Source organism: Pseudomonas sp. TE3910, from assembly GCF_056279025.1.
Genome location: NZ_JBWBQN010000001.1, coordinates 4,121,444 through 4,145,359 on the forward strand (window position 1 = coordinate 4,121,444; position 23,916 = coordinate 4,145,359).

At 60.6% G+C, this 23,916-nt stretch carries 24 protein-coding genes and 1 pseudogene; 14 read left to right on the forward strand and 11 right to left on the reverse strand.

Features of this window, described 5'->3' with window-relative positions; translation table 11 throughout:
* Positions 1-189 precede the first annotated feature (189 nt).
* Positions 190-1,527 carry an NADP-specific glutamate dehydrogenase gene (gdhA, locus tag ACZ9H3_RS18765; RefSeq protein ID WP_330521912.1) on the forward strand — a complete coding sequence of 446 codons (1,338 nt, stop codon included), beginning with the start codon at positions 190-192 and terminating at the stop codon, positions 1,525-1,527.
* On the opposite strand, the gene ACZ9H3_RS18770 is transcribed toward gdhA, so the two are convergent.
* From ACZ9H3_RS18770 to ACZ9H3_RS18785, 4 genes and pseudogenes are all read right to left on the reverse strand, one after another.
* On the reverse strand, positions 1,524-2,021 hold the full coding sequence (locus ACZ9H3_RS18770; RefSeq protein WP_099773496.1) for a GreA/GreB family elongation factor: 498 nt from the start codon (positions 2,019-2,021) through the stop codon (positions 1,524-1,526). The genes gdhA and ACZ9H3_RS18770 overlap by 4 nt on opposite strands.
* 74 nt (positions 2,022-2,095) lie before the next feature.
* Positions 2,096-2,308 (reverse strand): annotated as a pseudogene (locus tag ACZ9H3_RS18775) (hypothetical protein); the annotation flags it as partial.
* Between the two features lie 83 nt (positions 2,309-2,391).
* Complete coding sequence (locus ACZ9H3_RS18780) at positions 2,392-4,245, reverse strand: Lnb N-terminal periplasmic domain-containing protein (protein WP_099773497.1); 1,854 nt, start codon at positions 4,243-4,245, stop codon at positions 2,392-2,394.
* Positions 4,246-4,320: 75 nt separating this feature from the next.
* Positions 4,321-4,809: a DUF3015 domain-containing protein gene (locus ACZ9H3_RS18785; RefSeq protein ID WP_099773498.1), complete on the reverse strand. Its 489-nt coding sequence runs from the start codon at positions 4,807-4,809 to the stop codon at positions 4,321-4,323.
* A 274-nt stretch (positions 4,810-5,083) separates the two neighbouring features.
* Between ACZ9H3_RS18785 and ACZ9H3_RS18790 the strand changes: the two genes are divergently transcribed.
* From ACZ9H3_RS18790 to ACZ9H3_RS18810, 5 genes are all read left to right on the forward strand, one after another.
* Positions 5,084-7,522: a Lon protease family protein gene (locus ACZ9H3_RS18790; RefSeq protein ID WP_065760626.1), complete on the forward strand. Its 2,439-nt coding sequence runs from the start codon at positions 5,084-5,086 to the stop codon at positions 7,520-7,522.
* Positions 7,523-7,690: 168 nt separating this feature from the next.
* Positions 7,691-8,032 (forward strand): PA4575 family protein, encoded by a 342-nt coding sequence (locus ACZ9H3_RS18795; RefSeq protein ID WP_065760625.1) that lies wholly within the window; start codon positions 7,691-7,693, stop codon positions 8,030-8,032.
* Between the two features lie 101 nt (positions 8,033-8,133).
* Positions 8,134-8,622: a TIGR00645 family protein gene (locus ACZ9H3_RS18800; RefSeq protein WP_065760624.1), complete on the forward strand. Its 489-nt coding sequence runs from the start codon at positions 8,134-8,136 to the stop codon at positions 8,620-8,622.
* A gap of 137 nt (positions 8,623-8,759) precedes the next feature.
* Positions 8,760-9,065, forward strand: a complete 306-nt coding sequence (locus ACZ9H3_RS18805) for a DUF6482 family protein (protein ID WP_065760623.1) — start codon at positions 8,760-8,762, stop codon at positions 9,063-9,065.
* A gap of 86 nt (positions 9,066-9,151) precedes the next feature.
* A complete protein-coding gene (locus tag ACZ9H3_RS18810) occupies positions 9,152-9,769 on the forward strand; it encodes an FKBP-type peptidyl-prolyl cis-trans isomerase (RefSeq protein WP_065760622.1) in 618 nt (205 codons plus the stop codon).
* 86 nt (positions 9,770-9,855) lie between these two features.
* Here ACZ9H3_RS18810 and ACZ9H3_RS18815 read toward each other — a convergent pair whose 3' ends face one another.
* The 3 genes from ACZ9H3_RS18815 to ACZ9H3_RS18825 form a co-directional block, all read right to left on the reverse strand.
* Positions 9,856-10,086, reverse strand: a complete 231-nt coding sequence (locus ACZ9H3_RS18815) for a PA4570 family protein (RefSeq protein ID WP_476221947.1) — start codon at positions 10,084-10,086, stop codon at positions 9,856-9,858.
* Positions 10,087-10,208: 122 nt separating this feature from the next.
* Complete coding sequence (locus tag ACZ9H3_RS18820; RefSeq protein ID WP_065760620.1) at positions 10,209-10,550, reverse strand: zinc ribbon domain-containing protein YjdM; 342 nt, start codon at positions 10,548-10,550, stop codon at positions 10,209-10,211.
* A 97-nt stretch (positions 10,551-10,647) separates the two neighbouring features.
* A complete protein-coding gene (locus tag ACZ9H3_RS18825) occupies positions 10,648-11,616 on the reverse strand; it encodes a polyprenyl synthetase family protein (RefSeq protein ID WP_065760619.1) in 969 nt (322 codons plus the stop codon).
* 252 nt (positions 11,617-11,868) lie between these two features.
* On the opposite strand from ACZ9H3_RS18825, the gene rplU reads away from it, so the two are divergent.
* The 5 genes from rplU (at position 11,869) to ACZ9H3_RS18850 (ending at position 15,660) form a co-directional block, all read left to right on the forward strand.
* The gene (rplU, locus tag ACZ9H3_RS18830; RefSeq protein ID WP_065760618.1) at positions 11,869-12,180 is read left to right on the forward strand and encodes a 50S ribosomal protein L21; all 312 of its coding nucleotides are present in this window, start codon (positions 11,869-11,871) and stop codon (positions 12,178-12,180) included.
* A 34-nt stretch (positions 12,181-12,214) separates the two neighbouring features.
* A complete protein-coding gene (gene rpmA, locus ACZ9H3_RS18835; protein WP_065760617.1) occupies positions 12,215-12,472 on the forward strand; it encodes a 50S ribosomal protein L27 in 258 nt (85 codons plus the stop codon).
* 193 nt (positions 12,473-12,665) lie between these two features.
* Positions 12,666-13,889, forward strand: a complete 1,224-nt coding sequence (gene cgtA / locus ACZ9H3_RS18840; RefSeq protein WP_065760616.1) for an Obg family GTPase CgtA — start codon at positions 12,666-12,668, stop codon at positions 13,887-13,889.
* Positions 13,890-14,071: 182 nt separating this feature from the next.
* Positions 14,072-15,190 (forward strand): glutamate 5-kinase, encoded by a 1,119-nt coding sequence (gene proB / locus ACZ9H3_RS18845; RefSeq protein WP_330521913.1) that lies wholly within the window; start codon positions 14,072-14,074, stop codon positions 15,188-15,190.
* Between the two features lie 11 nt (positions 15,191-15,201).
* Positions 15,202-15,660, forward strand: coding sequence for a CreA family protein (locus tag ACZ9H3_RS18850; RefSeq protein ID WP_099773504.1), 459 nt, complete (start codon positions 15,202-15,204; stop codon positions 15,658-15,660).
* Between the two features lie 59 nt (positions 15,661-15,719).
* Here ACZ9H3_RS18850 and mksF read toward each other — a convergent pair whose 3' ends face one another.
* The 3 genes from mksF to mksB are packed head-to-tail and all read right to left on the reverse strand — an operon-like array spanning position 15,720 to position 20,522.
* Entirely contained in the window at positions 15,720-18,548 is a 2,829-nt protein-coding gene (mksF, locus tag ACZ9H3_RS18855; protein WP_099773505.1) for an Mks condensin complex protein MksF, read from the reverse strand.
* Positions 18,545-19,255, reverse strand: coding sequence for an Mks condensin complex protein MksE (gene mksE, locus ACZ9H3_RS18860; RefSeq protein WP_065760612.1), 711 nt, complete (start codon positions 19,253-19,255; stop codon positions 18,545-18,547). The genes mksF and mksE overlap by 4 nt, the downstream gene beginning before the upstream one ends.
* Positions 19,245-20,522 carry an Mks condensin complex protein MksB gene (gene mksB, locus ACZ9H3_RS18865; RefSeq protein ID WP_065760611.1) on the reverse strand — a complete coding sequence of 426 codons (1,278 nt, stop codon included), beginning with the start codon at positions 20,520-20,522 and terminating at the stop codon, positions 19,245-19,247. Before mksB ends, mksE begins: the two co-directional genes overlap by 11 nt.
* 176 nt (positions 20,523-20,698) lie before the next feature.
* Between mksB and ACZ9H3_RS18870 the strand changes: the two genes are divergently transcribed.
* From ACZ9H3_RS18870 to can, 3 genes are all read left to right on the forward strand, one after another.
* Complete coding sequence (locus ACZ9H3_RS18870; protein WP_099773506.1) at positions 20,699-21,484, forward strand: energy transducer TonB; 786 nt, start codon at positions 20,699-20,701, stop codon at positions 21,482-21,484.
* Complete coding sequence (gene rimI, locus ACZ9H3_RS18875; RefSeq protein WP_099773507.1) at positions 21,477-21,929, forward strand: ribosomal protein S18-alanine N-acetyltransferase; 453 nt, start codon at positions 21,477-21,479, stop codon at positions 21,927-21,929. Before ACZ9H3_RS18870 ends, rimI begins: the two co-directional genes overlap by 8 nt.
* A gap of 76 nt (positions 21,930-22,005) precedes the next feature.
* Entirely contained in the window at positions 22,006-22,644 is a 639-nt protein-coding gene (gene can / locus ACZ9H3_RS18880) for a carbonate dehydratase (protein WP_065760608.1), read from the forward strand.
* 48 nt (positions 22,645-22,692) lie between these two features.
* On the opposite strand, the gene ACZ9H3_RS18885 is transcribed toward can, so the two are convergent.
* The gene (locus tag ACZ9H3_RS18885; RefSeq protein WP_476221955.1) at positions 22,693-23,850 is read right to left on the reverse strand and encodes a hypothetical protein; all 1,158 of its coding nucleotides are present in this window, start codon (positions 23,848-23,850) and stop codon (positions 22,693-22,695) included.
* Positions 23,851-23,916: the final 66 nt, after the last annotated feature.

Consider the following 23,916-nt stretch of genomic DNA (forward strand, 5'->3'; position numbering starts at 1 on the left):
CTAAGGCTAAGCATGCGCTGGCCCAGGCAAAACAGCCTGGCTGAAGACGCGCTTGAATGTGTGTATACATTTACATAAATGCACCATTTAATTTCAAAAAAACGACATTTTGCACTGTCGCAGTGCGCCTTGACTTGATAAAGTCCCGGGAAAAATTCTTACAAGCTAATCATCTGCCGAGACCTTCCCATGATCGAATCCGTCGAAGACTTCCTCGCACGCCTGAAAAAACGTGACCCAGCCCAGCCTGAATTCCATCAGGCGGTGGAAGAGGTACTGCGCAGCCTCTGGCCCTTCCTGGAAGCCAATCCGCACTACCTGCAGGCCGGTATTCTTGAGCGTATGGTCGAGCCTGAGCGCGCGATCCTGTTCCGCGTGTCGTGGGTCGACGATCAGGGCAAGGTCCAGGTCAACCGCGGTTATCGCATCCAGATGAGCAGTGCCATTGGCCCTTACAAGGGTGGCTTGCGTTTCCACCCGTCGGTCAACCTTGGCGTGCTGAAGTTCCTGGCCTTTGAACAGGTCTTCAAGAACTCCCTGACCTCGCTGCCCATGGGCGGCGGCAAGGGCGGCTCTGACTTTGACCCCAAAGGCAAGAGCGACGCTGAAGTGATGCGCTTCTGCCAGGCGTTCATGAGCGAGCTGTACCGCCACATTGGTGCCGACCTTGACGTACCGGCCGGTGATATCGGCGTCGGCGCACGGGAAATCGGCTTCATGTTCGGCCAATACAAGCGCCTGGCGAACCAGTTCACCTCCGTGCTGACCGGCAAGGGCATGACCTACGGCGGCAGCCTGATCCGCCCTGAGGCGACCGGTTACGGTTGCGTTTACTTTGCCGAAGAGATGCTCAAGCGTCAGAACCTGCGCATTGACGGTCGCCGTGTTGCCATCTCCGGTTCCGGCAACGTGGCCCAGTACGCCGCGCGCAAGGTCATGGACCTGGGTGGCAAGGTGATCTCCTTGTCCGATTCCGAAGGTACCCTGTATTGCGAAGCGGGCCTGAATGATGAGCAATGGGACGCGTTGATGGCGCTGAAGAACGTCAAGCGTGGCCGCCTCAGTGAGATGGGCGGGCACTTTGGCCTGGAGTTCCGTGCCGGTCAGCGTCCCTGGAGCCTGCCGTGTGACATCGCCCTGCCGTGCGCCACCCAGAACGAACTGGACGCTGACGATGCCCGCACCTTGCTGAGCAATGGCTGCCTCTGTGTGGCCGAAGGTGCAAACATGCCGACCACCCTGGAGGCAGTGGATATCTTCCTTGAGGCCGGCATCCTCTTCGCTCCGGGCAAGGCGTCCAACGCCGGTGGCGTGGCCGTGAGCGGGCTGGAGATGTCGCAGAACGCCATGCGCCTGTTGTGGACTGCTGGCGAAGTGGACAGCAAGCTGCACAACATCATGCAGTCGATCCACCACGCCTGCGTGCATTACGGTGAGGAAAACGGTCGAATCAACTACGTCAAAGGCGCCAACATTGCCGGCTTCGTCAAAGTTGCCGATGCGATGCTGGCTCAAGGCGTCGTTTAAGCCTCCGGTTCGATGGCGATGATCTCGATCGACTGATCACCCGCCGGTCGTCGCCACACCACTTCGTCCCCTGGCTTGGCGCCCAGCAGCGCCCGGCCCAGGGGTGAACCCCAGTTGATCAGGCCGCTTGCGGCATAGGCCTGATCTTCTCCGACCAGTTGAACCTGATGCTGCTGACCGCTTTCATCGGCAAAGGTCACGTGGCTGCCAATCTGCACCTTGTCCCGTGATGCCGCTGGCGCAACCACCAGCGCACTCTGCACCTTGGCATTGAAATAGCGCAGGTCACGCTCGGTCTCCACGAGCCGCTGCTTGTCTGCCTGCTCACCTTGGGCGAGCAGTTCACTGCGCAGCGTGTTCAATTCGGCGACACGCTCATGCAGCAAGGTAAGACCTCGGGCGGTGACGTAGTTGGGTTGCTCGCTGATCTGACGTTCAACGGGCTGATCAGCCTGGTCACCGGCTTGATCTTCATTGACGAATGCACGACTCATGAACGGCTCCTTCTCAGGAGACCCTGCTGACAGACGTGCGCACTCTGGCTGACCCGTTTGCGACCTGTTTGCGTCGCCGCATCGCGGTCTTTCTCCTGCTGCCATTGTTCTTCGTGATCGTCCCAATGGCGGGCACGGTAGTCTTGCAGGTCCTGATGCTCCTGCATGGCCTGGCACTGGCGAAAGCCATTGTCCCAGCCGGCCTCATATTGGCGGTTGTGCAGGTAGCGTGGTACATCTTTGCGAAAGTCGCCAGCTATTAACGCTGCGGCCTGACAACCGTCACGGTCGTCTCCCGAGTGCCATTGGCAATCGCCGAAAAGGCCAGTACACAAAGATCCGTACACAGGGGCCAGTACACTGCGGCTAATCAGTAGTTGTACCACTTGAGCTCAAGCATCACCTCGTTCTGCGCTGTGGTGAACGCGCTGAAATCGCGTTTTGCGCTCAGGCGCAGGCCGAGGTTGTTCGACAGCTCCCACTGCTGGTTCAGGCTCAGGCTGCGGCGCACTTCGCCATTGGTAAAGTAATCGCCCTTGGCCTCCAGGCTCAGGTTGCCCAGCCCGTTACGCCACAAAAGGCCGGTGTTGAAGCCCGCTGCTGGCGCAATGAAGCCGGCGAAGTCGGCGTTGTGCTCGACCCTTACGGTTCCAAGGGCAAAGCCGAGCATTTCGTCGCTCAGCGCCCAAGTGCCGCCAGCGCCGCCATTTACATGACTGACCAGGGTTTCGTCACCCTCCCTGCCAAGCACCCGCTCCAGGCCACCTGCGACTTGCCATGACCAAGGTTGCAACAGGGCGTTGCGCGGGGTCAGCGAGCGAATGGTCGCCAGGTCCAGGCGTTGCAGTTGCCACTGGTTGTTTTCGTACTGGCGTAGTTTCAGCTGGAGGATTTCGATTTGCGCCCCCAGCGGGAAGCCATACATATTGTCGTTGAGGTCGTGGTAAGCCATGCGCAGGCCATACTCGGCGAACGCACGGTCTTCTCGTGTGCCCACCCCTAACTGCCAGGTGCGCGACTGATGGCCATCTTCGGGCAGCCCTGGCCGCTTTATATCGAGCTCAGGTGGAGGGTTGCGGTTGATCGCTCGCAGCAGTTCAAAGCTGCGTTTGGCGCGCGCCGGATCACGCTCCTGGCCATTGGCACGGTAGCGTTCCAGGCGGTAGGCGGCGTCTTGCACCAAGGCCTGGCGGTCACGTGGCAGTGCGCTGAACGCCGGGCTTTGCAGTTGTGCGGTATCGGCACTGACGGCCAGCACCTGGCGCTGCTCCTCGGCATCCAGTGGCGCTGCGCGCTCCAGCAATTCACGTTCGCGCGAAGGCCGATAGTCGATACGCTCCACCAGCCCCGATTGCTTGACGGCCTTGACGGTGTCGGTAGGAATGGCCGTGAGCGGGAACTGCGAGGTCAGGTCCAGGCTTGGGCGAGCCACCTGTAGCAACTCGAGCAAACGGTAAGAGCAGTTTTCGTCAAAGAAAAAGTAGTCGAAGCGAATCTGTTTGAGTTCCCACACGTGCTCGACCATGCGCCCGGTTTCTTCCGGGGTCAGGTTCAAGCGGTACTCCCACAGGTCGCGGTTTTCCAGGCTGCGGTATTCCGAAAGCTTTTCCTGATAGGGCACCAGTGCAAACAGGCCCGGATAGCCGCCCATCAGGCCTTTCCAGGCATAAAGGATGCTGTTGTCGTTGCCTTCTATGTAGGCGCCAAAGTTGATCGCGTAACTCAGTAACGCCGTGTCGTTCTTTTGCACATCGGCCTGATCGATACGCAGCAGGGTATGGCCGAACATCGATGAGGGGCTGTTCAAGTAGGCTGCCGGGAAGATCATCACCGCACTGTGTGGCGAAACATCCTTGAACCACTGAGGGTATTCCTTGCAGTCCGGTGCGGGCAGGTCATTCAACTGCAGTTGTTCGCGCAGCCAGCGGGTGCGTGCCGGGAACACGCACTGCGCATGCTTGTCACCCAGGCTTGCTGGTGCATAGAGCGCCTGGAGCGTGGCCTTCAACTCCAGATCAGGGTGATGCCCTCCGTCTTTGGCGAGAAAGAAACGTTGGTCGTCGACATAACTTCGCCAGCCACCAAGCTTGGCGGTTTCGTAGTGACCCAAAGCGATCCAGTAGCGATCATTGGCCAACTGGTTCAGGCGGTTGTCGTCGAAAACGGGAGCTGCATGCAACGGGGCGCAGGCACAGAGCGCCAGGTAGGCAAGGCGTTTGAGCATGTCGGGCAACTACGTCTGAATGATGCCGATAGAGGCGAAGAACAACCCGCCCCATCAGGGGCGGGTAGGCCGAGCTTAAGCCTGGGTCGCGTATTTGGCCAGGCGTGGGTCGCTTTTCAAAACTGCCAGGGTATTGGTGTGGACATCTTCAGCGGTGATGTCTGCAGTCTTGAAGATCTCCTGGAAATGTTGGTGGGTGACGGCGGCGAAGTGCGCGCGGTCTTCGGGCGCTACGCCGAGAACGACGGCGTACGTGGTCAGTGCTTCACCTTGGCCTTTGGCCATGTCTTCAGACAGTTCGTTCATCATGCCATTCATGGCGAACCACGACTTGCCGCCATACGTCAGCGCGGCATTGGTCGCGCAGCCGTTAGTGCCGGACGTCATGCCGAACGTTGCGTTACCGGAGGTGCCATTGGTGGTCGATGCAAGGAAGTGGGCCGGTGTACCGCGCTGGCCCTCGAACAGCAGGTTGCCCCAGCCGCAATCCGGGCCGCCAGGCGCCTGGGCCATGGCGTTCAGGGATGCGGCGGCGAACAGAGTACCCAGAAGAATCCGTTTCATAGCATTGTTCTCTTTCTAAGAAGTACAAACCAAAGGTCAGGGTTATCTGGCATATCGGTGAGACCAGTAGCCAGCGCGGGTCGGTTATTTACCCAGCCGCGCAGCCTTCAGTTTAGGCACGATCTAACAGTTCGCTGGTTAATTGCGAAAGATTGCTGGCGGCGCACGTGCAGCGCAGGTTTCGCCCTGTTGCAGAAAGCGTTGAAGAGCCTTGCAAGCCGCAGGTTCCCGGCGCCAGAATGCTTCATCTGCCCCGCCGAAGTAAGGAAGCCCGATGCCCGATCCTGTTGCTGCGAGCCTGCGTCTTGCGCCAGAAGCCTTGACCCGGCCGTTTTCCGCTGAACAGTTCGCTTTTACCACCACCAATGATCTGGAGCCCTTTCGCGGTGTGCTTGGCCAGGAACGTGCCGTCGAAGCCTTGCAGTTTGGTGTCGCCATGCCGCGTCCTGGGTACAACGTTTTTGTCATGGGTGAGCCCGGCACCGGGCGCTTCTCATTCGTCAAGCGCTACCTGAAAGCCGAAGGCAAGCGCCTGCATACCCCCTCGGACTGGGTCTACGTCAACAACTTCGATGACCCGCGCGAAGCCAAGGCACTGGAGTTGCCGCCTGGCAGCGCCGGTGCGTTCATCGCTGATATTGGCGGCTTGATCGACAACCTGCTGGCAACCTTCCCGGCGGTGTTCGAGCACCCCTCGTTCCAGCAGAAAAAAAGCGCCATCGACCGCGGTTTCAATCAGCGCTATGACCGTGCCCTGGATGTCATCGAGCGGGCGTCCCTGGAAAAGGACGTTGCCCTGTATCGTGACAGCAGTAACGTTGCCTTCACCCCGATGAGTGACGGCAAGGCGCTGGATGAGGCCGAGTTTGCGCAGTTGCCTGAAGCCGAGCGTGAGCGTTTCCACGAGGACATTGCCGCACTGGAAGAGCGTCTGAACGAAGAGCTGGCCAGCTTGCCGCAGTGGAAGCGCGAGTCGAGCAACCAGTTGCGTCAGCTCAACGAAGAAACCATTACCCTGGCCTTGCAGCCGCTGTTGTCGCCGCTCTCGGAAAAGTACGCGGAGAACGCCGCCGTCTGCGCCTACCTGCAAGCCATGCAGGTCAACTTGTTGCGCACGGTGGTCGAACAACTGGTCGACGACAGCAAAAGCGACGCGGTGGCCCGCAAGATGCTGGAAGAGCAATATGCGCCAAGCCTGGTGGTTGGGCATCCGGTCAGTGGCGGTGCGCCGGTGGTGTTTGAGCCGCACCCGACTTACGACAACCTGTTTGGCCGTATCGAATACAGCACCGATCAAGGGGCGCTCTACACCAGCTATCGGCAACTGCGCCCCGGCGCGCTGCACCGTGCAAATGGTGGCTTCCTGATTCTTGAAGCCGAGAAAATGCTGGGCGAACCCTTTGTCTGGGATGCGCTCAAGCGTGCCTTGCAATCGCGCAAACTGAAAATGGAGTCACCGTTGGGCGAGCTGGGGCGCGTCGCCACCGTCAGCCTCACACCACAGATGATTCCGCTGCAGGTCAAGGTCGTCATCATTGGGGCCCGCCAGCTTTACTACGCCCTGCAGGACCATGATCCGGACTTCCAGGAAATGTTCCGGGTGCTGGTGGATTTCGACGAAGACATTCCAATGGTCGACGAGAGCCTGGAACAATTCGCGCAGTTGCTCAAAACCCGTACCAGCGAGGAAGGCATGGCGCCGTTGACTGCCGATGCGGTCGCACGCCTGGCAACCTACAGTGCGCGTTTGGCCGAGCATCAAGGGCGTTTGTCGGCGCGAATCGGTGACCTGTTCCAACTGGTCAGCGAGGCGGACTTCATTCGCCACCTGGCCAACGATGAAATGACCGACTGCGGCCATATCGAGCGGGCGCTCAGGGCCAAGGCCACGCGTACTGGCAGGGTTTCGGCGCGAATTCTCGACGACATGCTTGCCGGGATCATCCTGATCGACACCGAAGGTGCGGCCGTGGGCAAGTGCAACGGCCTGACAGTGCTTGAAGTGGGTGATTCGGCGTTCGGTGTGCCGGCGCGGATTTCCGCCACGGTTTACCCGGGTGGAAGCGGCATCGTCGACATCGAGCGCGAGGTCAATCTGGGCCAGCCGATTCACTCCAAGGGGGTAATGATCCTGACCGGTTACCTGGGCAGTCGTTATGCCCAGGAATTCCCGTTGGCCATTTCCGCAAGTATTGCGCTGGAGCAGTCCTACGGTTACGTCGACGGCGACAGCGCCTCCCTCGGTGAGGCCTGTACCCTGATTTCGGCGTTGTCGAGAACCCCGCTCAAGCAGTGTTTCGCTATTACCGGTTCCATCAACCAGTTCGGTGAGGTGCAGGCTGTCGGCGGGGTCAACGAGAAAATCGAGGGCTTCTTCCGGCTCTGCGAAGCCCGTGGCCTGACCGGTGAACAGGGGGCAATCATTCCGCGTGCCAACGTCACGACACTGATGCTCGATGAGCGGGTACTGCAGGCCGTGCGCGCGGGGCAGTTCCACATCTACGCGGTCAGCCAGGCCGATGAGGCATTGAGCCTGCTGGTGGGCGAACCCGCCGGTACGCCCGATGCCGAAGGTCAGTTCCCCGAAGGTAGCGTCAATGCCAGGGTGGTCGAGCGGCTGCGGGAAATTGCCGAGATGATCAGCGACGAGGAGCTCAAGGAGGCGGAGAAAGAGCACGCTGAACAGGCGTTGGTCGAGGTCAAGTCGTCCTGACGTGGGAGGGTGGGCGCCAGGGTCGGTATGACCATTCGGCGCCCGCTGCTGTGCTACCGCTTGTCGCTGTCGGTTTTCTTCTATTCTTCAGATCATGGACAGTCGTAGGTACAGGATAGAGACAGCTTCCGATGGGAGCTGAACAGGGTTTCTCCGAGGATCGTCGCCATGCCGCGCAGCCTCAGCCTTACTCGTCAATGCCTGGGTCTGGTCACCCGCATTGAATGCAGCATTCGTCCGCTGGCCGGTGACAATGGTATGTGGACGCTGCTTTTCGCCGCCGGCATGGCTGGCGAGCAACCTTCCGCGATCAAGGCTCAGGGGCCGTTCCACGGTCCTTACGTCGCAGAGTCAGTACTCAATGCCATCGTCGATAGCCTGACCTTGCATGGGTATCAAGTTGCGGATGGGCCACAGATCTGGTGCATTCACCTGCAGGCACAGCTCAGACGGATCAACGGCGAACGGGTGCATCACGTGGGTGATTTCCAGTTCCATCCAGAGACCTGAGGGCTGCCCCCGGTTGCCTTGCGGCAACCTGACGCGGGCTTTTTCTGTCATTCGTGGCTGGTATACTTGTGCCCGTTTTCTCGCCACCGATGAGTTTTTTAATGGAACGTTTTATCGAAAACACGATGTATGCCTCTCGCTGGCTGCTCGCGCCCATCTACTTTGGTTTGTCCTTGGGGCTGCTGGCGCTGGCACTGAAATTTTTCCAGGAAATCTTCCACGTATTGCCCAACGTGTTTTCCATGGCTGAAGCCGACCTGATCCTGGTGATCCTTTCGTTGATCGACATGTCCCTGGTGGGTGGCCTGCTGGTCATGGTGATGTTCTCCGGCTATGAGAACTTTGTCTCGCAACTGAACATCGATGACGACAAGGAAAAGCTCAGTTGGCTGGGCAAGATGGACTCCACCTCACTGAAGATGAAGGTGGCGGCCTCGATCGTGGCGATCTCCTCGATCCACCTGTTGCGGGTTTTCATGGACGCGCGGAACATCGAGACGCAGTACCTGATGTGGTATGTGATCATCCACATGACCTTTGTGGTGTCTGCGTTCGCAATGGGTTACCTGGATAAATTGACCAAGCACTGATTGCGTCTTGCTCGGTGCGCTTGAAACCGCCCGTCCGTTACAAAACGGACGGGCGGTTGCGTTTCTGGCTTGTACTTTGTTCATCCCTGTACGAAGAATGAACAGTCGCTCGTATGTCCCAGTAGTGAGGTGCTGCAATGAACCTGCACGATCTGAATACCGAGGCCAGGGCTGGTCATGTCGAGGAGCTCAACCTGATCGCTATCGAAGGGGGGGATTACCTGCTTGAGGCACGCGTACATGGGCGCGCCCACCCGTTGTCTGATACACGAGGCCAGCGCTTGCGCGTGCACTCTGTGGAAGAGGCGCGCGGGCAGTTGCAGGGGTTGCCAGACCTGCCGCTGAACCTGGTGCATTGGTCGGTGCAGGACGAAATGTGCGGCATGAGCAGCACGGCGGAAGAGGATCTGAAAGTGCCGATTTCCCGGCGTTCGGCCTGGTAGCTGAACTGCTGCGCCGCAGTGTGCTAGGCTGCTCGCCCTTTTCATGAAGGGCGCGGTCTTCGTGCGCCCTGTAGCGGAGCAAGCCAATGTCCGAAATCAACCTGTCTACCGACGAAACGCGCGTCAGCTACGGCATCGGCCGTCAGCTGGGTGGTCAACTGCGTGACAACCCACCACCAGGCGTCAACCTGGAAGCGATCCTGGCCGGTCTGACCGACGCGTTCAATGGCCAGGCCAGCCGTGTCAGCGAAGAAGCGCTGTCGGCCAGCTTCAAGGTCATCCGCGACATCATGCAAGCGCAAGCGGCTGCCAAGGCTGAAGCTGCGGCTGGCGAAGGCAAGGCCTTCCTGGCTGAAAACGCCAAGCGTGAAGGTATCACTACCCTGGCTTCGGGCCTGCAGTTTGAAGTACTGACCGCTGGTGAAGGTGCTAAGCCGACTCGCGATGACAGCGTCCGTACCCACTACCACGGCACCCTGATCGACGGCACTGTCTTCGACAGCTCCTACGAGCGCGGTCAGCCAGCAGAGTTCCCTGTTAGCGGCGTGATCGCTGGCTGGACCGAAGCCCTGCAACTGATGAACGCTGGTAGCAAATGGCGCCTGTACGTACCGAGCGAGCTGGCCTACGGCGCTCAGGGTGTTGGCAGCATCCCGCCGCACAGCGTACTGGTCTTCGACGTCGAGCTGCTCGACGTTTTGTAAGCCCTGGCGTTGCTGGGGGGCTCGGCTCTCCGGCAGCGGCAATGCCGGCTTCTGCGCAACCGTGCGGGAGCCAGCGTTGCTGGCGATTACAGCGGGCGCAACGCCCGTGCGTAAGAAAACAGAAACAGGTTGCGCACCAGTTCCTTGAGCACATTCGGCTCGTTTGAATTCAGACCATTCAAGTCCAGATCACCTTGGGCGTGTAGCTCATGCAGTGCGTCTTCTTCGAGCACGGCACAGACCGCGCCGGTTTCCCGGTGCAGGATGCGCAGGCAAGGGTGAGGGCGTTCCAGCCAGGCGTCGATCAGATAGGTCATGACTATTCTCCTTGAGGTTTCAATGAGAATAATTCTTATTAGCAAAATAGCAAGAAGTGATTGGCAGTTGCTGCCAGAAGGTCGATCCGAGGCCGTTGCACGGCCCCGAATCCAGGTGCGGGTCAGACTTTACGGACGAACTCGGACTTGAGTTTCATCGCGCCGATGCCGTCGATCTTGCAGTCGATGTCATGGTCGCCGTCACACAGGCGGATGTTCTTGACCTTGGTACCGACCTTGACCACCAGGGACGAACCCTTGACCTTGAGGTCCTTGATCACGGTAACGGTGTCGCCGTCTTGCAGGACGTTGCCCACCGAGTCCTTTTTCACTGCCTCGTCGTTGCCTGCTTCGGCCTCACCGCTGGCGGACCACTCGTGGGCGCACTCGGGGCAGATCAGCATGGCGCCGTCTTCGTAGGTGTATTCGGAGTTGCATTTTGGGCAGGGAGGCAAAGTGCTCACTAAGGTTCCTCTGGGGGTGCGTGCAAAAACCCACATTGTATAAGGTTTTGTCGCTCAGAGGGCAAGCGGGCCCATCCGAAGATGGGCCGGGGAGGGATCAGTGGGTGCGGGCGACGGCGAATTCGCTGAGTTCAACCAGCGCGTCACGGTACTCGCTGGCAGGCAGCACTTCCAGGCAGGCAATGGCGCGAGCGACATAGTCGCGGGCCAGTTGCGCAGTGTAGTCCAGTGCGCCGGCAGCCTCGACGGCTGCGCGGATGCTCTCCAGATCCTCGATACCGCCCTTCTGGATGGCCTGACGAACCAGGGCAGCCTGCTCGGCAGTGCCTTCGCGCATGGTGTAGATCAGCGGCAGGGTTGGTTTGCCTTCGGCCAGGTCGTCACCGACGTTCTTGCCCAGGGTTTGCGCATCGCCCTTGTAGTCGAGCAGGTCGTCGACCAGCTGGAAGGCTACGCCCAGGTGGTCACCGAAGGTACGCAGGGCTTCACGCTGAGCGTCACTGGCTTCAGCCAGGGCTGCGGCGCTGTGCGTCGAGGCCTCGAACAGCATTGCCGTCTTGCCGCGGATGACCTCCATGTAGACGTCTTCGGTCGTGCTGGCGTCGCGGATCTTGGACAGCTGCAGTACTTCGCCTTCGGCGATCACGCGGGTCGCCTTGGAGAGAATCTGCATGACCGGCATCGACCCCAGCTCTACCATCATTTCGAACGAGCGCGAGTAGAGGAAGTCGCCGACCAGTACGCTGGGCGCGTTGCCCCACAGGGCGTTGGCGGTGGAACGGCCACGGCGCATGCCGGACATGTCGACGACATCGTCATGCAGCAGGGTCGCGGTGTGCAGGAACTCGATGGTGGCGGCGAGCAGGCGCAGTTGGTCGCCATCGCGGCCCAGTGCCTTGCCGCACAGCAGCACCAGCAGCGGGCGCAGGCGCTTGCCGCCAGCCGACGTGATGTAGTCACCGATTTTCGAGACCAGCGGCACACGTGAAGTCAGCTGCTTCTTGATAATCTCGTCAACGGCGCTGAAGTCGTCCGCTACCGCACGGTAGAAAGCTTGGGGTTGCATCGGCCACAGGTGCTCCATAAAGGTTGCGCGGCATGCTAGGTTGCAGGTCCCGACCTGTCAAGGCGCGGTGCCGGTGGGCCGGGGGCGGTACTTGCAAGCGCCGCGGGGCTTGCGTACAATCGCGCACCCTGAACTTCCTGGGCAGCACCTGCCTTACGCAATTGCACAGGGCCGTTCCAGCCTTATGCAGCCATGCCAGCCAATACTCTTACCTATAAAGAGCTGGGTGAGCAGGATTATCGGAGAAATACCATGTACGCAGTAATTGTTACCGGCGGTAAGCAGTACAAAGTCGCCGAAGGTGAATACCTGAAGATCGAAAAACTGGAAGTCGCTACCGGCGAATCCGTAACCTTCGATCGCGTTCTGTTGGTCGCCAATGGCGATGACGTAAACATCGGCGCACCAGTCGTCGCTGGCGCTAAAGTAGTCGCTGAAGTGATCTCCCAAGGTCGTCACGACAAAGTGCGCATCATCAAGTTCCGTCGTCGTAAGCACCACATGAAGCGTATGGGCCACCGCCAGTGGTTCACCGAGATCAAAATCACCGGTATTCAGGCTTAATTCAGCCTAATCCCCTTATTGGAGAGTTGAACTCATGGCACACAAAAAAGCTGGTGGTAGTACCCGTAACGGTCGCGACTCAGAAGCCAAACGCCTTGGCGTGAAGATGTATGGCGGCCAGGTCATCAAGGCCGGCAACATCATCGTTCGCCAGCGCGGCACCCAATTCCACGCTGGTTACGGCGTTGGCATGGGCAAAGATCACACCCTGTTCGCTAAAATCGAAGGCGTGATCAAGTTCGAGAAAAAAGGCGAGTTCGGTCGTCGTTACGTAAGCGTTGTCGCTGCCTAATAGCGATGTCGCTGGAAAAGCCCTGTCTCGCGACGGGGCTTTTTCGTTTGTGGGGTGAGTCTCTTGCAAAACTGTTTGTATGGGCTGCCGGCGCTGGATTCTACGGTCGTTGACGGGGCCGCCGCGCTCATTTTTGCAAGAGCCTTATGTCTTTGTGTCATTCAACTCGTCGAGACGACGAGAGGCGGTTTTTATGAAGTTTGTTGATGAAGTGTCGATCCGGGTCAAAGCCGGTGACGGTGGCAATGGTTGCATGAGCTTTCGCCGTGAGAAGTTCATCGAGAACGGCGGTCCCAACGGCGGTGACGGTGGTGACGGCGGCTCGGTGTTCATGGTTGCCGACGAGAACCTCAATACCTTGGTCGACTATCGCTATACCCGCCATTTCGAGGCCCAGCGCGGCTCCAATGGCGGCAGCACCGACTGCACCGGCAAGAAGGGCGACGACCTGATCCTGCGTGTACCGGTCGGTACTACCGTGATTGACGCCAGCACCCAGGAAGTCATCGGCGACCTGGTCAAGCCAGGGCAGAAGCTGATGGTGGTCCAGGGCGGCTGGCACGGCCTGGGCAACACGCGCTTCAAGTCCAGTACCAACCGTGCCCCGCGTCAGACTACGCCGGGCAAGCCGGGCGAGCAGCGTGACCTGAAGCTGGAAATGAAAGTGCTGGCCGACGTCGGCCTGCTGGGCCTGCCTAACGCAGGCAAGAGTACGTTCATTCGCTCGGTATCGGCTGCCAAGCCGAAGGTCGCCGATTACCCGTTCACCACCCTGGTGCCGAACCTGGGCGTGGTCAGTGTCGACCGCTGGAAGAGCTTCGTCATCGCCGACATTCCCGGCCTGATCGAAGGCGCTTCCGAGGGTGCTGGCCTGGGTATCCGCTTCCTCAAGCACTTGGCGCGTACTCGCCTCCTGCTGCACCTCGTCGACCTGGCGCCGCTGGACGAGAGCAACAGTGCCGATGCTGCCGAGGTCATTGTCAACGAGCTGACCCGCTTCAGCCCGTCGCTGGCTGAGCGCGATCGCTGGCTGGTGCTGAACAAGACCGACATGCTGATGGACGACGAGCGCGACGAGCGCGTCAAGGAAGTGGTTGAGCGTCTGCAGTGGGAAGGCCCGGTGTACGTGATCTCGGCAATCTCCAAGCAGGGCACCGAGCAGCTTAGCCGCGACATCATGCGCTATCTGGAAGACCGTGCTGATCGCCTGGCCAACGACCCGGCGTATGCCGAAGAGCTGGCGGATCTCGATCAGCGTATTGAAGACGAGGCCCGTGCCCAGCTTCAGGCGCTGGACGACGCACGTGCTCTGCGCCGTAGCGGCGTGAAGAGCGTGCATGACATCGGTGACGATGACGACGACGATTGGGATGAAGAGGACGAAGACGGTCCAGAAATCATTTACGTGCGCGACTGATCCGTTGCAGTACACTAAACGCCGCTTTTTTAAGCGGCGTTTTGCTGTCTGTAGGTGCAGGCTTTGCCCGTGATTGCATCAGCGTGGTACCTGTTAGGCTGCATCGCCGGCAAGGCCGGCTCCTACAAGGCGTAGCAAGCGCTGTTTTTTAGAATCCACAGATCGGCATAGGTTGGAAGAAGATGCGGAGCAAGGTGACGGGTGCCCAGCGCTGGGTCGTGAAAATCGGCAGTGCCCTGCTGACGGCAGATGGCAAAGGCCTGGATCGCGCGGCCATGGGTGTCTGGGTCGAGCAGATGGTGGCGTTGCATGAAGCGGGTGTCGAGTTGGTGCTGGTGTCGTCCGGGGCCGTGGCCGCGGGTATGAGCCGCCTGGGCTGGACCAAGCGACCGAGTGCCATGAACGAGCTGCAAGCAGCCGCTGCCATCGGCCAGATGGGCCTGGTGCAGGCGTGGGAGTCGAGCTTCGCTGAACACGGCCGGCACACTGCGCAGATCCTTCTGACCCATGATGACCTGTCTGACCGCAAGCGTTACCTGAACGCCCGCAGCACCCTGCGCACGCTGGTAGAGCTGGGGGTTGTACCGGTCATCAACGAAAACGATACGGTGGTCACCGACGAGATCCGTTTCGGTGATAACGACACCCTGGCGGCGCTGGTGGCGAATCTGGTCGAGGCTGACCTGCTGGTGATCCTCACCGACCGCGATGGCATGTTCAATGCCGACCCGCGCACCAACCCCGATGCCGAGTTGATCTACGAAGCCCGTGCCGATGATCCGAGCCTGGATGCCGTGGCGGGTGGTACGGGTGGTGCGCTGGGCCGTGGCGGTATGCAGACCAAGCTGCGTGCTGCGCGTCTGGCGGCCCGCTCCGGGGCACACACGATCATCGTCGGCGGGCGCCTGGAGCGCGTGCTGGACCGTCTCAAGGCGGGTGAGCGCCTGGGTACCCTGCTGTCGCCTGAGCGTGGCATGCTGGCGGCACGCAAGCAGTGGCTGGCCGGTCACCTGCAAACCCGTGGTACGTTGACCCTTGATGCCGGTGCCGTCCAGGCGCTGCGCGAAGGGCACAAGAGCCTGTTGCCGGTTGGCGTCAAAGGTGTGCAAGGCAGCTTCCGCCGCGGCGAGATGGTGGTCTGCGTCGGTCCGGACGGCCAGGAGATCGCCCGAGGCCTGGCTAACTACAGTGCGCTGGAAGCGCAGAAAATCATCGGCCAGTCCTCCGAGGCCATTGAAAGCCTGCTGGGTTACAGCGCTGAGCCGGAGCTGGTCCATCGCGACAATCTGATTCTGGTATGAGGGAGAACCGTGTGCGTTTGATCAAAGGATTGCTGGGGGCTTTGCTGGCCCTGCCATTGTTGGCCTCGGCCGAGGAAATCGGCCAGGTGTCGACGGTGTTCAAATTTGTCGGGCCGAATGACCGCATCGTGGTCGAAGCGTTCGACGACCCGAAGGTGGAAGGGGTGACCTGCTACTTGTCGCGCGCCAAGACCGGTGGCCTGAAAGGCGGGCTGGGTTTGGCTGAAGACCGTGCCGAGGCGTCCATTGCCTGCCGTCAGGTCGGGCCGATTCGCTTCAAGGAAGAGCTCAAGGATGGTGAGGAGGTGTTCAAGGAGCGCACCTCCTTGGTGTTCAAGACCATGCAGGTCGTGCGCTTCCTGGACAAGAAGCGCAACACCCTGGTGTACCTGGTCTACAGTGACCGGATCATCGAAGGCAGCCCGCAGAATGCGGTGACTGCAATTCCGATCTTGCCGTGGGCTCAGTAATACGGCGTTGAATTCATCGCAGGCAAGCCGTGTTTCCACGGATGCCTGCGATGGCGCCACTACGCTGAAACCGCGTCCTCTTCGTGTGCTACCGCCTTGACCTCTTCGTGGCGGCTGATGAATTTCCAGTCCGCTTCATCGATGTAGATCCCGTTCGGCCCGCTGCCACCTTCCAGGTCAATGGCCACCTTGGCTGAGACTTGCGGCTTGACGCTGGCCAGAATCGGCACAAAGCCCAGTTGCAGGCTGGTCTCCAGCAGCGCCGCCTGGTTGCGCTCGTCGATGTCGGCGGCCTCGTCCAGGTAGTACGGCAGGCGTACGCGACCCGCCAGGTCACGGTCCATCAAGTGCAGCAACAAGTACATGTTGGTCAGTGCCTTGATGGTCATGGTGGTGCCGTTGGAGGCGGCGCCGTCGATGTCGGTATGGATCACTGGCTGACCACCGACCTTGGTAATCTCGAACGCCAGCTCGAACAGGTCCTTGAGGCCCAATTGGTTGTGGTTGGCGGCCACCAGGCGTGCCAGGTACTCCTTGGCTTCCTCGTTCTTGTTGTCCTGCTCGGCACTCTGGCTCAGGTCAAACACCGACAGCGTCTCGCCTTCCTCATATTGACCGGCGCTGTGGATAATCTGATCGATGTGCTTGAGCGCTTCCTTGTTCGGTGCCAGAACAATGCGGAAGCTCTGCAGGTTCGATACCTGGCGCTTGTTGATCTCGCGGTTGAACAACGCCAGCTGGTGTTCAAGGCTGTCGTAGTCGCTGCGGATGTTGCGCAGGGTTCGGGCGATGTCGGTGACTGCGGCGCGGCGGGCCTTGCCCAGGGTCAGGGCTTCGTCCTGGCGGTGGGCGTAGGCGTTGATCAGCAGTTGCAGGCGGCGCTCCATGTCGTCTTCGCTGTCGAACTTGGCCACGCCCTTGAGGCGTACCTGGGCGTACAGCGCTTCGATCTGGCCATCGCAGCGCAGCAAGCCCTGCCAGCTGTCCTGGTAGTCGTTGAGCAGCGGCAGCAGGTTGTCCATCGAGTCGTCCACCGGCTCCATGAACGGGGTGCCGAATGGCAGGTCAGCCGGCAGCAGTTGGCGGCGCCGCAGGGCATCGTCAAGGGTGCGTTGCTTGGCTTCCATGTCAGCGATCTGCCGGCCGACCAGTTGCAGCTTGGCCGACAACTGCTGGACGCGTTCGGTGAAGGCGTCGCTGGAGCGCTTGAGTTCGTCCTGAGCCGCCTCCAGTTGCGCGAGCTGCTCGAGTTTTTCGCCTTCTTCGGCGCTCAGTGTCTGCGCGCGGCGGTAGTCTTCCAGGGCTTTTTGAGCGTCCAGTACCTGTTGGTACAGGGCTTCGGTCTGGGTCTTGCTGGCAGCGCGGTCGGCAGCGACGGCCTGTTGCGTCTTGAGCTGTTTGAGCTCTTTTTCCAGGCGCTCTTTCTGGTCGCGCAGGGCCGCGCGGTCGGCCAGTGCCTGCAGCGCAGGGGGTTCAATATGCGACAGGTCGATAGACAGGCCCGGCACTTCAAAGCGCTCGCCCTTGAAGCGTTCAAGTACCGCTTCCAGGGATTTGACCCACAGTTCGCTGTCGTCCAGTTCGATGCCACGTTCGCCCAGGGGCAGGCTGAACAGGGCGCCGTTGAACAGACGCATCAGGCGCTCGACGTCCTGTTGCGAGAACTCTTCGCGCAGGCGGGCATAGCTGTTGTTGTCGGCGTGGTCGAGTTGCTGCTTGACCGACTTCAGTCGTTTTTCCAGGTCGCGCAGGCGTTCTTCAAGGTCTTCGGCACTGAACTGCCGTGACTGGGCGAGGGCGCCGGCCAGTTCATCGTGGGCGTCCTTGGCTGCCAACAGTTGCTGTTCCAGGACCTTGACGTCATCGATCAGGGCAAAGCGGTGCTTGAGCACTGACAACTCGCCCAGCCAGCGCTGGATGCCGGTGATTTCGCGCTCCAGACGCATCAGTTCCTGGGTACCACCGCGTTGATTGTTCTGCAGGGCGTCCTGCTCGTTGCGGTAGTGTTCAGACTGGATGACCAGTTCTTCCTTGCGGGCCATCGCGTAGTCCTGCCAGGTACCCAGCAGCGAGTCGAGCAGGGGAGACAGGCGGTGCAGTTTGCCGCGCAGAATGTCACGCTGGGTTACGCCGTTGGCCAAGGCCTCGACCAGTGGGCCGGCTGAGACCAGGGCGTTGTAGTCCTGCTCCATGCGGCGTACGTCGCGGAAGGCTTCTTCACAGGCCGCGATATAGTCGACGCTGCCCGAGCGCAGGCTGTGCTCGAAGGCATCGAGGAACAGTTGCTTGAGTTTGGCCGCAGTGATTTCGCGCATGTGCAGCAGGTTGATGAACAGTGCGCGGAAGGTCTTCAGGCTCTGTTCACTGGTGGAGCGCAAGGGAATCAGGGTCAAGTCCAGCGGCACCGACGTGTGCCCGCCGACCAGCAGTCGACGCAGCTCGTCAGGCTTGAGTTCGTAAGCCTTCAGGCCATTGCGCTCGAGGTTGCTGAAGAGCTCTTTCTGGCGCAGGCAGGTGTCGTTCTTCTGGTAGTGAGCCAGGTCCAGCTCGCCGGCATAGGCGAAGAACTGGTGACCGAAACCGCCACCCGGGCCCCGTCCGACCACGCCGATCACGTGCGGGCCGTGGGGCAATGAGACTTCACAGAGGATGTAGCTGGTGTCGCTGGCGAAGTAGAAACGCCGCGACTGCTCCAGGCTGTACTTGCCGAAGCTCATGTCCGACATGCGTGCCAGGATCGGGAACTGCAGGGCGTTGATCGACGCACTCTTGCCCAGGTTGTTGGCGCCGTAGACCGACAGCGGGTGCTCCAGCGGGAACAGACCGAGGCTGTAGCCGGCAGTGTTGAGCAGTGCAAAGCGGCGGATGCCGTAGCGTTCCTGGCTCATGCATCAATCTCCTGTTGCTCTTCGGCGATGGCGCGGGCCAGGGCCTCTTCTTCGGTTTCGTCCAGATCGTCGAACGGGCCCAGATCAAGCGGGTCGTCAGTCTTGAGCAGTTTCTCGTCGCTGTCTTCGTCGACCAGCACGGGCGTTGGCAGTGGCAACGCGCTGTGCAGGCTGGCGGCCAGGTCGCGGTCCTGCTGGACCGACAGGCACACGTCGAGGAAACGGTGCATCGGCGGCAGGAAGCGGTAGATACCATTCTCTTCGCTGGCAAACCCGAGTTGGGTCATGCGCCGCATGATCTTTTCTTCCAGTTCCTCTGGTGTCTGGACTTCAGCCTGGATGAACAGGTCGCGGTATTTCTCCAGCAGCGACGGCAGCTCATCACGGCCCAGGCTGCCGCCATCCAGCACGGCGATCGGGTCTCGCCCCTGGTCGGCCAGGTGCTCTACCAAAATGAAGGTGAACAGCGAGAGGCGTTGGGCGGTCTTGTTTACTTGCGCGGCGGCTTGCTCGGGGACGAAGTAGTAGAAACCACGGGTATCGCAGACCAGCTCGAACCCCAAGGCCCTGAACAGGCCGCGGTACTGGTCCTGAAAGTTCGACAGTTGAGCGTAAAGCTCTGGGTCGCGGCGGCTGATGTGGAAGCCTTTGAACAGCTCGCGGAAGATCGGCGCGAGCTGGGACAGTTCGGAAAGATCAAGATGCATGTGAGGTGCTCGCAGTAGGCTCCAGCGGCGTTTCGCGGCTGGACGTCAGGGCGAATGAGCGCAGGCTGACCTGGTGCTCGCGGGTGTGGTAGTCACGGCGCTCAAGGCGTTCGCGGGTAAAGCGCTTTTCCCGCGACAGGCGCGAGAACCAGTACAGCAATTCGTCGGTGGCGCCTTCGGGCTCCTGCTCCAGCAGCCAGGTCATCAGGTCTGGCATTGGCAGGGCGTCGGTACAGCGTTCGAGCATTTCCTTGACCGTGCGCGGTGCGCGCGGCGGTTCGCCCTTCTGGTTCTTGTGCGCCTTGGGGAACTGCGCCGGCTTGGGCTCGAAGCGGGCCAAGGCATAGACATAGGCTTCCACCTGGCTGGCGCTGCCGAGGAAAGTGCTCTGCGGCCGGGTGAACAGGGGCATTGCCGCGTGTGGTACGGCGTCCAGGCCTTTGCGGCGGATCACCGACAGGGCCAGTGCCGCGCCTCGGGTCACGGCGTTGTGTCGGCGCGCTTCTTCACGCAGGGGCAGCAGCAGTTCGCGGGCATGACGCAGTGTCAGTTGCGCGCTGGTTTGCATTTCCAGGATGCGGGCATGGGTGCGCAGCAGCATGTCGTCGTCGACCAGTTGGCCCAGGCGTGCCTGTTCGCCAAGCAGGCGCAACAGCACGGTCTCGACCTTGCGTACACCCTGCTCGAAGGCGCCGTCGGCGTTGACCAGTTGGATCATCGGCTCGACGTACTCGTCCCAGGTCGCGAGAACTTCAGCGTAACGCTGGCGCAGGGGAATCTGCCGGTCGCTGGTCTTGGCCCGTTCGGCCACGGCCACCAGTGCCTGTTCGTCGTTGTCGAGCTTTTTCAGAACGTCACGCACCCGCATGTCGAGCAGGCGCAGTTGGCGTGCGAGGTCATTGCCGTCGCGAATGTCGAAGGCGTCCTGGATGTGCCCGGCCAGACGCTCGAGGTGGCGCAGGTAGGCTTCGATTTCCAGGCACAGGCCAAGGCGGTGCTCGCGGCGCAGGTAGGCGAGGAAATCGTGGATCTGGGCATTCAGTTCAAAACGGTTCGGGCTTTTGGCCACGGGCACCAGAATATCCAGGCGAATCCACACATCGAGCAGGTTGGTGATGTCTTGCGGCGTGCTTTCCAGCTGCTGGGTCGCCAGTTGCAGGCGCAGTTCTGCCAGGCTCAGGGTGCCCTGGTCGAAGCGCTCGCACAACGGCTCGAGCAAGGCCCAGTGTTCGGCTAGGGCGCGCAGGACGCGTTTGGGTTCGATCATTGGCGGGTCGACTCGCTGCCAAATAAAAGCGCCGATTGTACTGCATCATGCGGTTGTCGATTCACCCCTTGATCGCTTGTGGGTATTCTCGGGCGGATTTCTGCCGATCAACTGCGGCGCCGGGCAGCGAAGGGCGGTAGAATGTGGGCCCTGACTTATCCACAGATGGCCGACCTTTGCTCACCGAGTCCCGCCGCCGCGCTTACCTCAATGCCATGCAAGTAGTGCCTTGGCTGCCGCGTGCCGAACTGCCGTTCGCTGCGCCGTCGCGCCCTGAACTCTTGCTGCCGTTGGAGCCGCTGGTGGAGGAGGTTGCACATTCGCCCGTGCAACAGACCGCCCCCGTCGTTGTGCCGGTGAGCAAGCCGGTTGAGCGGCAGAAAATCGAGATCCCGCGCCCCAGCACCACCCCGCGAGCTGCCAGCAAGCCGCTGGAAGAGGCCGAGGAGGCGGTAGCGCCGGTCAAGGCGGCTGTCGTTCCGCCGCCGCGTTTCGCCTTGCAATTGCTACGTGCAGGGCGTTGCCTGGTGTTGGTCGAGTTGGCCACTGGCGAACCGTTCCAGAGTCGCGATCCGTCCTACTTGCTGCTCAAGGACATGTTGCGTGCTGCAGGCTTGCCAGACAGCCCGCAGATCATCGGTGAGCCCGTGCGCTGGCCACTGTTGGTGCGTGGCAACCTTGACCAGGGGCCGGAGGCGGCCCGTGACTTCGTGCAGGGCTTTATCCAGGCCCGCCTGGAAGACGCTCCGTGCGCCTGCCTGTGGCTGGTTGGTCTGCCTGCCGTGCGCTTTGCCGGGGAGGCCGACGAGCAGGCCTTTTACCGTGAATTACCGGTCGAGGGCCTGGGGCATGCCTGGGCCTTGCCGGGCCTTGAAGTGTTGATGGACGAGCCGCAACGCAAGGCGGACGTCTGGAAAGCCATGCGTCGGCTGATGGCGCGCTGGAAACCAAGCGATGAGTGACACAATCAGTTTTCGTCGGATGACCGAGGCGGACCTGGATGCCGTACTGAAGATCGAATATGCCGCCTTCAGCCACCCCTGGACCCGAGGGATTTTCCTCGACGGGCTAAAATCCTATGAAATCTGGTTGATGTTCGAGGGTGGGCAACAGGTTGGGCACGGGGTGATCAACGTGATCATCGATGAGGCGCACCTGCTCAACATCACCGTCAAGCCGGAGAGTCAGGGGCGCGGCCTGGGCCTGCGCTTGCTCGAACACCTGATGAAACGTGCCTACGAGCTCAACGGTCGGGAGTGTTTCCTCGAGGTGCGCGCCAGCAACCAGTCTGCCTACCGGTTGTACGAGCGCTACGGCTTCAACGAAGTGGGTCGGCGTCGAGATTATTACCCCATTGCTGGTGGTCGCGAGGATGCGCTGGTGATGGCCTGCACGTTGATCGACTGAAGGCAGTTCCATGCTGCGCGTGACCTGTTCGGCGTGGCGCCTGTCAGAGACTGCGGATCATCTATGAGGCTTGAACATGCACGACCTACAAGAACTGATTGATAACAACGCCCGCTGGGCTGATGCAATCAAACAGGAAGATCCGGAGTTTTTCGCCAAGCTGGCACGCCAGCAAACGCCTGAATTCCTGTGGATCGGCTGCTCTGATGCGCGGGTGCCGGCCAACGAAATCGTCGGCATGCTGCCGGGCGATCTGTTTGTTCACCGTAATGTCGCCAACGTGGTGCTGCACACCGACCTGAACTGCCTGTCGGTGATCCAGTACGCAGTAGACGTACTCAAGGTCAAACATATTCTGGTCACCGGCCACTATGGCTGTGGCGGTGTGCGGGCCTCGATGCAGGATCGCCAGTTGGGCCTGATCGACGGCTGGCTGCGTTCGATCCGTGACCTTTACTACGAGAACCGCGTGGCGCTTTCGCAGTTGGCCACCGAGGAAGAGCAGGTCGACCGCCTGTGTGAGCTGAACGTGATTCAGCAGGTGGCTAACGTTGCTCATACCAGCATCGTTCAAAACGCCTGGCATCGTGGGCAGAGCCTGTCGGTGCATGGCTGCATCTACGGCATCAAGGATGGCCGCTGGAAGAGCCTCAACACCACCATCAGCGGCTTTGAGCAGTTGCCGCCGCAGTATCGCCTGCGCCCACAGGACTGAGCCCTGTAGCCTCATTGTCGGCGTTGGCCGGCAATGAGGCTTGAGCGATCAGATCTCTTCCAGAGGCTGTTGCAGCGTTTGCAAGCTGCGCCTTACCGCATCGGTGTTGCATTTGGCTGCGGCCTGCTCCGGGGTCATTTCCCGAATTGAACGGTAGAACAGCTCACAGGTCTGCGTCTTCGCGGTGACCTGCCATTTTTGCGTGCAGGCATTCAGCGTGGCCTCGGCATCGGCCTTGGGGTTGCTGCCCATGCCGGCCTGCCAGCAGGCGGCGCTGAGGTCCTGGCCCATCATCTTCAAACCCGCCGCGTCTGCCTGGTCCTGATCGCCTGCGTGGTTGGCTTTGTCTGCGGTGTACCAAATGGCGCTGGGGTGGTTTGAGCCCAGTACCGGCACGCGTTGCCCTGTCGTCGGGCTGATGTTCACCAGCCCCAGTACGTTGACGCGTTGGCCATAGGTTTGCTCCACCCAGGTACGTACCGGTGAACCAAATGCCACCATCGGCAGTGAATCCCCATTGGCGTTGCGGGTAACCGCCTTGACCATGCTCGTCTGGTAGTCGTTGAAGTACCCGTAGACACCCTCAAGCGCTTTGCCGGCAGAGGCAGGGGCGGCAATCGGGGCAATGTCGACGATGGTCTGGAAGGCCGGCGTGTTATCCACAGGTACACCGTTGACACTCAACAGGTACGCCCAGCGGTCAGTGGTGTTCGAGCGCAGGTAATCTTGCGCCTGGGTCAGCGAATAGTCTGGCGGAAAGTGCAGCAACTCGATGCTGCGGCGATTTTCCAGGGCCATGCCCAGTGGCAGGAACAGCAGCCAGTTGTAGGCCCACTTGCCGTCGCGGTTGAGCTGGCTGGCGCCCTGGTAGGCGAGTTCGCCATTGTCGAGCAGGCGCGTCAGCGGTTCGCCGTAGGTGCTGGGGACGTCTGTAATATCGGCATACAGGGTGCCATTGTCGCGCCCCACCCGGACCGTCGCTTGGGTGTAGCCGTCTCGCGCTACGCTTTGCTTCAGGTAGTGCTCGACGGTCTGTTCCAGCGTCCAGTCCCGGAAGCAGATAGCGCTGCAGTTGTTGGGGTAGGCAAACAACCTGCTGACCCGTTGCTGATCACCCAGGGTGACCCTGGTATCGGCCTGTGGTGTCGTGCTCAGGGCCAAGGCAGACAGCCCAAGCGTCAGGGTTAATAAAGTGGTTTTGCGCATAGTTGACTCCATGCCAGTGGCCTCTCTCCTTTTGCTAGTCAGGCCATACTGTAGGCATTTCTGTGG

Coding starts and splice junctions, on each gene's coding strand:
- ACZ9H3_RS18785 (WP_099773498.1), bottom strand. CDS start 4,809: ATGAAACGGATTCTTCTGGGTACTCTGTTCGCCGCCGCATCCCTGAAC.
- ACZ9H3_RS18825 (WP_065760619.1), bottom strand. CDS start 11,616: ATGCAACCCCAAGCTTTCTACCGTGCGGTAGCGGACGACTTCAGCGCC.
- ACZ9H3_RS18815 (WP_476221947.1), bottom strand. CDS start 10,086: ATGACCTATCTGATCGACGCCTGGCTGGAACGCCCTCACCCTTGCCTG.
- ACZ9H3_RS18790 (WP_065760626.1), top strand. CDS start 5,084: ATGCCCGATCCTGTTGCTGCGAGCCTGCGTCTTGCGCCAGAAGCCTTG.
- ACZ9H3_RS18805 (WP_065760623.1), top strand. CDS start 8,760: ATGAACCTGCACGATCTGAATACCGAGGCCAGGGCTGGTCATGTCGAG.
- rplU (WP_065760618.1), top strand. CDS start 11,869: ATGTACGCAGTAATTGTTACCGGCGGTAAGCAGTACAAAGTCGCCGAA.
- ACZ9H3_RS18780 (WP_099773497.1), bottom strand. CDS start 4,245: ATGCTCAAACGCCTTGCCTACCTGGCGCTCTGTGCCTGCGCCCCGTTG.
- mksB (WP_065760611.1), bottom strand. CDS start 20,522: ATGATCGAACCCAAACGCGTCCTGCGCGCCCTAGCCGAACACTGGGCC.
- rpmA (WP_065760617.1), top strand. CDS start 12,215: ATGGCACACAAAAAAGCTGGTGGTAGTACCCGTAACGGTCGCGACTCA.
- proB (WP_330521913.1), top strand. CDS start 14,072: ATGCGGAGCAAGGTGACGGGTGCCCAGCGCTGGGTCGTGAAAATCGGC.
- gdhA (WP_330521912.1), top strand. CDS start 190: ATGATCGAATCCGTCGAAGACTTCCTCGCACGCCTGAAAAAACGTGAC.
- rimI (WP_099773507.1), top strand. CDS start 21,477: ATGAGTGACACAATCAGTTTTCGTCGGATGACCGAGGCGGACCTGGAT.
- ACZ9H3_RS18795 (WP_065760625.1), top strand. CDS start 7,691: ATGCCGCGCAGCCTCAGCCTTACTCGTCAATGCCTGGGTCTGGTCACC.
- mksF (WP_099773505.1), bottom strand. CDS start 18,548: ATGAGCCAGGAACGCTACGGCATCCGCCGCTTTGCACTGCTCAACACT.
- ACZ9H3_RS18770 (WP_099773496.1), bottom strand. CDS start 2,021: ATGAGTCGTGCATTCGTCAATGAAGATCAAGCCGGTGACCAGGCTGAT.
- cgtA (WP_065760616.1), top strand. CDS start 12,666: ATGAAGTTTGTTGATGAAGTGTCGATCCGGGTCAAAGCCGGTGACGGT.
- ACZ9H3_RS18885 (WP_476221955.1), bottom strand. CDS start 23,850: ATGCGCAAAACCACTTTATTAACCCTGACGCTTGGGCTGTCTGCCTTG.
- ACZ9H3_RS18800 (WP_065760624.1), top strand. CDS start 8,134: ATGGAACGTTTTATCGAAAACACGATGTATGCCTCTCGCTGGCTGCTC.
- ACZ9H3_RS18810 (WP_065760622.1), top strand. CDS start 9,152: ATGTCCGAAATCAACCTGTCTACCGACGAAACGCGCGTCAGCTACGGC.
- can (WP_065760608.1), top strand. CDS start 22,006: ATGCACGACCTACAAGAACTGATTGATAACAACGCCCGCTGGGCTGAT.
- mksE (WP_065760612.1), bottom strand. CDS start 19,255: ATGCATCTTGATCTTTCCGAACTGTCCCAGCTCGCGCCGATCTTCCGC.